The sequence below is a fragment of the Streptomyces sp. FH025 genome, assembly GCF_017427025.1.
Classification (GTDB): Bacteria; Actinomycetota; Actinomycetes; order Streptomycetales; family Streptomycetaceae; genus Kitasatospora.
Window position 1 is genome coordinate 1 of sequence record NZ_JAFLNG010000479.1, and the last position, 6009, is coordinate 6009.

Consider the following 6009-nt stretch of genomic DNA (forward strand, 5'->3'; position numbering starts at 1 on the left):
TGGTTCCGTCACTGCGCGGGGGCGCCGGTGGTGTCGGCGGCCTTCCCGGCATAGAGATCGATCTTGTAGTCGAGGACGGACAGGGTGGCCCGGAGGTCGGCGATCCGCTGCCGGACCTCCTCGCGCTGCGCCTCCAGCAGCTGCCGCCGCTCCCCGTAGGTCTGCTCGCCGCGGCGGGCCATGTCGACGTACCTGAGCATGTCGGCCACCGACATGCCGGTCAGCCGAAGCCGCCCCAGGAACGCCAGCCGGTGCAGGTCGGCGTCGCAGTAGCGGCGCTGGCCGCCGGCCGCGCGGTCGACCGGGTCGAGCAGGCCGATCCGCTCGTACCAGCGCAGCGTGTGCGCGGTCAGGCCGCTGGCCGCGGCGACCTCGCCGATGGTGTGCCGCGCGGTCCGGTCCGGGTCGCCGACCGGGCTGTTGAACACCTCGGAACAGCTGCGCGGACCGGCCGCGGGCGCGGGTGTGGCCATGGATCGCTTCCCCTGTCCTGTGCGACCTGTCCTGTGCGACGTCGATGACGCTACCGAGTTGGAGTGCACTCCAAGCAAGCCTCCCATCCGGGCACTCCCGCAACCCGGCTAGAGTCGAACGCATGGAGAGCTTGCGGATGATCGAGAACTGGCCGGTGCCCCACGCCGCGGCGGCGGTGGTCCGGGGGTCGGACGGTGCGGTGCTGGGCGCGCACGGGCCGCAGCAGCACCTCTTCCCGCTGGCGTCGGTGACCAAGCTGCTCAGCGCGTACGCGGCCCTGGTCGCGGTCGAGGAGGGTGTGTTCGAGCTGGACGACCCGGCCGGCCCGCCCGGCTCGACCGTGCGCCACCTGCTCGCCCACACCTCCGGCCTGGGCTTCGACGAGGACCGGGTCTACGCCGAGCCCGGCAACCGCCGCCTGTACTCCAACGCCGGCTTCGACGCCCTGGCCCGCACGCTGTCCGAGGCCGCCGGGATCGCGTTCCACCGGTACGTCGCCGAGGCGGTGTTCGAGCCGCTGGGCATGACCGACACCGTGCTCAACACCGCGCACAAGTCCCCGGCCGGGGCCGGCGGCCTGTCCACCGTCGCCGACCTCACCCGGTTCGCCGCCGAACTCCAGTCGCCCAAGCTGCTGGACGCCTCCACCCTCCACCGGGCCACCCGGGAGGTCGCCTTCCCGGGCACCAACGGCGTGCTGCCCGGCTACGGCCACCGCCGCCCGAACGACTGGGGCCTCGGCTTCGAGATCCGCGACGGCAAGAGCCCGCACTGGACCGGCACCGCCAACTCCCCCGAGACCTTCGGCCACTTCGGCCAGTCCGGCACCTTCCTGTGGGTCGACCCGCGGGCCGACGTGGCCTGCATCGCCCTCACCGACCGGGACTTCGGCCCCTGGGCCGTCGAGGTCTGGCCCCAGCTGTCCGACGCCGTCCTCGCGGAGCTGCGCGCCTAGCCGTACGAGACCGGCGAGTGCATCTCCCAGAGCAGGAGTTCGGCGCCGGTCTCGCCCGCCGTCGGGTCGGCGAAGGCCTCCCCGGTGATCCGCACGCTGTCGCCCGGGACCATCGAGCGGCCGCCGCCCTTGGGCCCCGGGACCGTCCGGTAGCCCAGCGTGCCGGCCGTCAGGTGGGCGTACCGCCAGGGGGCCTCGGGCAGTTGCGGCAGCGGCTGCCACGGGCCGGCGGTGGCCAGCCAGAGCGCGGCGTCGCCGCGGCGCAGCCGCAGGGCGTCCGTCCCGGCGTCGCGCTCCAGCCCGGAGGCGAGCAGCGTCAACCCGTCGTGCGCCGGTTCCACCTTGCGCAGGCCGTACGCGGGGGCGGCGTCGAACTCGTCGGGCTGGAGCCACATCTGGACGAAGCGCACCGGCCCGGTGGCGCCGCCGACGTTGCGCTCGGTGTGGGTGACGCCGGAGCCCGCGCTGAGGTGCTGGACCATGCCCGGGCGGACCACCCCGCTGTGGCCGTACGAGTCCCGGTGGGCCAGCGCGCCCTCCAGTACCCAGGTGAGGATCTCGGTGTCCCGGTGCTTGTGCTCCTCGAACCCGGCGCCGGGGGCGAGGAGTTCCTCGTTGCACGCGAGCAGCGCACCGAAGTGCGTGTTCTTCGGGTCGTAGTGACCGGAGAAGGAGAACGCGTGGCGGGTCTCGACGCCCTCGGCCGGGGTGGAGCGGTAGCGCTCGGCGGTGCGGCGCAGGTCGGCACGGGGGCGGTCAGCGGCGTCGGTCACGCCTCCACCGTAGCGGGTGTGACCCTTGCCACCGCGCCGCTCCACCGGGGGGTGTGCGCGAGCAGTCATCGACGTGAGGCAGTCTTGTCCCTGTGCCAGCCGCTTCCGAGAACTCCCAGAGCGAACCCAGTCCCGCAGCCGAACCGACCGGGAAGAGCCCCGCTCCCCGGACCGCCCGGGACCGCCCCGGCCGGGCGGCTCCCCGTCTGACGGCGCAGGAGCGCAGAAACGCCGCCGAGCGGGCCGAGCGCCGGGCGGCGACGCTCAAGCGGCTGGAGAAGTCCTCGGGCAAGCTGGCCAGCGCCGCGATCGCGCGGATGGACGACCAGCTCGGCTGGTACCGGCGGATGCCTCCGGAGCACCGCTCCTGGATCGGTCTGGTCGCCCAGGCCGGCATCGCCGCCTTCACCGAGTGGTACCGCCACCCCGACGCCGCCCAGGCGATCTCCACCGACGTCTTCGGCACCGCCCCGCGCGAGCTGACCCGGGCGATCACCCTGCGCCAGACCGTCGAACTGATCCGCACCACGATCGAGGTGATGGAGGAGGCCATCGAGGAGGTGGCCGCCCCCGGCGACGAGGCGGACATGCGCGAGTCCGTGCTGGTCTACGCCCGGGAGATCGCCTTCGCCACCGCCCAGGTGTACGCCCAGGCCGCGGAGGCGCGCGGCGCCTGGGACGCCCGGCTGGAGGCGCTGGTGGTCAACTCGCTGCTCTCCGGCGACGCCGACGAGGGCGTGCTCTCCCGGGCCGCCGCGCTCGGCTGGGGGCAGCCCAGCCAGGTGCGGGTGGTGATGGGCAGCGCGCCCGACGGTGACAGCGAGCTGGTGGTCGAGGCGATCCGCCGGGCCGCCCGGTACGCCAAGCTGAACGTGCTGACCGGGGTGCTGGGCAAGCGCCTGGTGGTCGTGGTCGGCGGCGACAAGGAGCCGGTGCACGCCGCCCGGGCGCTGATCGGCCAGTTCGCGTCGGGCCCGGTGGTGATCGGCCCGACCGTGCCGGACCTGCTGTCGGCGACCCGCTCGGCGCACGCCGCCGCGGCCGGCCTGCGCGCCTGCGCCGCCTGGCCGGACGCGCCCCGCCCGGTGCTGGCCGATGACCTGCTGCCCGAGCGCGCGCTGGCCGGGGACCAGGCCGCACGCCGCCAGCTGGTGGAGGAGATCTACACACCGCTGGACGAGGCCGGCTCCGCCCTGCTGGAGACGCTGAGTGTCTACCTGGAGCAGGCGTCCTCGCTGGAGGGAGCGGCGCGGATGCTCTTCGTCCACCCCAACACGGTGCGCTACCGGCTACGACGTGTGACCGATGTCACGGGGTACGCCCCCTCCGACGTGCGTTCGGCGTTCACTCTGCGGATCGCACTGGCCCTCGGCCGACTCACCGCCGCCGGAGAGCCGAGCTGAGCCGGAATGTAGGGACCATACAATCCCGGATGGTTTTCTTCGTTACCGTCGCCTACCCGCCCCTGGGCGCCTGGCGAGAGAGGGTTGAACCGTGCTCGTAATCGTCGCCCCTGGACAGGGTGCCCAGTCCCCCGGCTTCCTCAACCCCTGGTTGGAACTCGATGGTGTCGCCGACCGCCTGCGCGGCTGGTCGGAGGTCGCCGGGCTCGACCTGGTGCACGCCGGCACCGAGGCGTCCGCCGAGGAGATCAAGGACACCGCCGTCGCCCAGCCGCTGCTGGTCGCGGCCGGCCTGGTGACCGCCCGTGAACTGTTCCCGAACGAGGACGTCGCCCGCAAGCTGGTCGGCGCCGTCGCGGGCCACAGCGTCGGCGAGATCACCGCCGCCGCCGGCGCCGGGGTGCTCAGCGCCCACGACGCGCTGGCCTTCGTCCGCGAGCGCGGCCGGGCGATGGCCGAGGCCGCCGCCGTCACCGAGACCGGCATGATCGCCGTGCTCGGCGGCGACTCCGAAGTCGTCGCGGCGAAGCTGGCCGAACACGGCCTGACCGCGGCCAACAACAACGGCGGCGGCCAGATCGTCGCCGCCGGCACGCTGGTCCAGCTGGAGGCACTGAGGGCGGACCCGCCGGTCGGCTCCAAGCTGATCGCCCTGAAGGTGGCCGGCGCCTTCCACACCGAGCACATGGCTCCCGGCGTCGAGCGGCTGGCCAAGCTGGCCCCGACCCTGACGGTGGCCGACCCGCAGGTCCGCTTCGTCTCCAACAAGGACGGCGAGGTCGTGGACTCCGGCGCCGAGGTGCTCTCGCGCCTGGTGTCGCAGGTCTCCAACCCGGTCCGCTGGGACCTCTGCATGGAGACCCTCGGACAGCTGGGCGCGACGGCCGTGATCGAGCTGTCCCCCGCGGGCACCCTCACCGGGCTGCTCAAGCGAAACCTCAAGGGTGTGGCCACGCTCGCCCTCAAGACCCCCGCCGACTTGGACAAGGCCCGCGAGCTGATCGCGGAGCACGGCGGTCAGGAGCAGGAGACCCAGGCATGACCAAGCCCCAGATCCGCCCCGCCATCGGCGCCCAGTTCTCGCGCATCCACGGCGTCGGCGGCTACCGACCGGCCCGGGTCATCCCCAACTCCGAGGTCCTGGAGTGGATCGACTCCTCGGACGAGTGGATCCGCACCCGCAGCGGAATCGCCGAGCGCCGCTGGGCCGGCCCGGAGGAGACCGTCTCCGAGATGTCGGTGCAGGCCGCCGGCAAGGCCATCGCGCAGGCCGGGATCTCCCCCGACCAGATCGGCGGCGTGATCGTCTCCACCGTCTCGCACTTCAAGCAGACCCCCGCGATCGCCACCGAGATCGCCGAGCGGCTCGGCTGCGGCACCGCCCCGGCCTTCGACATCTCGGCCGCCTGCGCCGGCTTCGGTTACGGCCTGGGCCTGGCCGACGGCATGATCCGCGGCGGCAACGCCGAGTACGTGCTCGTGATCGGCGTCGAGCGGCTCAGCGACCTGACCGACCGGTCGGACCGCTCGACCGCGTTCATCTTCGGCGACGGCGCCGGCGCCGCGGTCGTCGGCCCCTCCGACACTCCCGGCATCGGCAAGCTGATCTGGGGCTCGGACGGCTCGCAGGCCGACCTGATCACCCAGACCCAGGCCTGGGACACCGCCTTCGCCAAGCCCGACGCGGTCAACGGCGCGGGCGAGGAGACCAAGTGGCCGGCCCTGCGGATGGACGGCCAGCCGGTCTTCCGCTGGGCGGTCTGGGAGATGGCCAAGGTGGCCCAGCAGGCGCTGGACGCCGCCGGGATCACCGCCGACCAGCTCGGCGCCTTCATCCCGCACCAGGCCAACATGCGGATCACCGACGCCATGATCAAGGCGCTCAAGCTGCCGGAGTCGGTGCCGGTCGCCCGGGACATCGCCGAGACCGGCAACACCTCCGCCGCCTCCATCCCGCTGGCGATGGAGCGCATGTTGGAGAGCGGCGAGGCCCACAGTGGCGACCTGGCGCTGATCATCGGGTTCGGGGCGGGTCTCGTGTACGCCGCGGCAGTCGTTACGCTCCCTTAGGCGCGTTTCGCCCCAACCATCCACAAGCCTGTGTTCGGCCGCCGGTCGGACACGTTCAACACCGAAGAGGAGCAGCCAGTATGGCTACCAAGGACGAGGTCCTGGAAGGTCTCGCCGAGATCGTCAACGAGATCGCCGGCATCCCGACCGAGGACGTCCAGATCGACAAGTCCTTCACCGACGACCTGGACGTCGACTCGCTGTCCATGGTCGAGGTCGTCGTGGCCGCCGAGGAGCGCTTCGACGTCAAGATCCCGGACGACGAGGTCAAGAACCTGAAGACCGTCGGCGACGCGGTGGAGTACATCCTCGCCCACGCCTGAGCGACCGACCC

Annotated in this window: 7 protein-coding genes; 5 read left to right on the forward strand and 2 right to left on the reverse strand. The window is 72.7% G+C overall.

The window, feature by feature from the left end; genetic code table 11:
• Positions 1-8: 8 nt before the first annotated feature.
• Positions 9-473 (reverse strand): MerR family transcriptional regulator, encoded by a 465-nt coding sequence (locus tag J0670_RS27195; protein WP_207814319.1) that lies wholly within the window; start codon positions 471-473, stop codon positions 9-11.
• Positions 474-595: 122 nt separating this feature from the next.
• On the opposite strand from J0670_RS27195, the gene J0670_RS27200 reads away from it, so the two are divergent.
• Complete coding sequence (locus tag J0670_RS27200; RefSeq protein WP_207814320.1) at positions 596-1429, forward strand: serine hydrolase; 834 nt, start codon at positions 596-598, stop codon at positions 1427-1429.
• On the opposite strand, the gene J0670_RS27205 is transcribed toward J0670_RS27200, so the two are convergent.
• Entirely contained in the window at positions 1426-2202 is a 777-nt protein-coding gene (locus tag J0670_RS27205) for a pirin family protein (protein WP_307806713.1), read from the reverse strand. The genes J0670_RS27200 and J0670_RS27205 overlap by 4 nt on opposite strands.
• Before the next feature lie 206 nt (positions 2203-2408).
• Here J0670_RS27205 and J0670_RS27210 point away from each other — a divergent pair, with 206 nt between their 5' ends.
• From J0670_RS27210 to J0670_RS27225, 4 genes are all read left to right on the forward strand, one after another.
• Positions 2409-3605, forward strand: a complete 1197-nt coding sequence (locus J0670_RS27210) for a CdaR family transcriptional regulator (protein WP_207814329.1) — start codon at positions 2409-2411, stop codon at positions 3603-3605.
• Between the two features lie 91 nt (positions 3606-3696).
• Positions 3697-4647 carry an ACP S-malonyltransferase gene (locus J0670_RS27215; RefSeq protein ID WP_207814324.1) on the forward strand — a complete coding sequence of 317 codons (951 nt, stop codon included), beginning with the start codon at positions 3697-3699 and terminating at the stop codon, positions 4645-4647.
• Positions 4644-5675 carry a beta-ketoacyl-ACP synthase III gene (locus J0670_RS27220; RefSeq protein WP_207814325.1) on the forward strand — a complete coding sequence of 344 codons (1032 nt, stop codon included), beginning with the start codon at positions 4644-4646 and terminating at the stop codon, positions 5673-5675. Before J0670_RS27215 ends, J0670_RS27220 begins: the two co-directional genes overlap by 4 nt.
• Before the next feature lie 80 nt (positions 5676-5755).
• A complete protein-coding gene (locus J0670_RS27225; protein ID WP_207814327.1) occupies positions 5756-5998 on the forward strand; it encodes an acyl carrier protein in 243 nt (80 codons plus the stop codon).
• Positions 5999-6009 lie beyond the last annotated feature (11 nt).

Bases quoted from the DNA above. Each gene is read 5' to 3' on its own strand.
- J0670_RS27195 (WP_207814319.1), bottom strand. From the start codon at position 473: ATGGCCACACCCGCGCCCGCGGCCGGTCCGCGCAGCTGTTCCGAGGTG.
- J0670_RS27200 (WP_207814320.1), top strand. From the start codon at position 596: ATGGAGAGCTTGCGGATGATCGAGAACTGGCCGGTGCCCCACGCCGCG.
- J0670_RS27220 (WP_207814325.1), top strand. From the start codon at position 4,644: ATGACCAAGCCCCAGATCCGCCCCGCCATCGGCGCCCAGTTCTCGCGC.
- J0670_RS27225 (WP_207814327.1), top strand. From the start codon at position 5,756: ATGGCTACCAAGGACGAGGTCCTGGAAGGTCTCGCCGAGATCGTCAAC.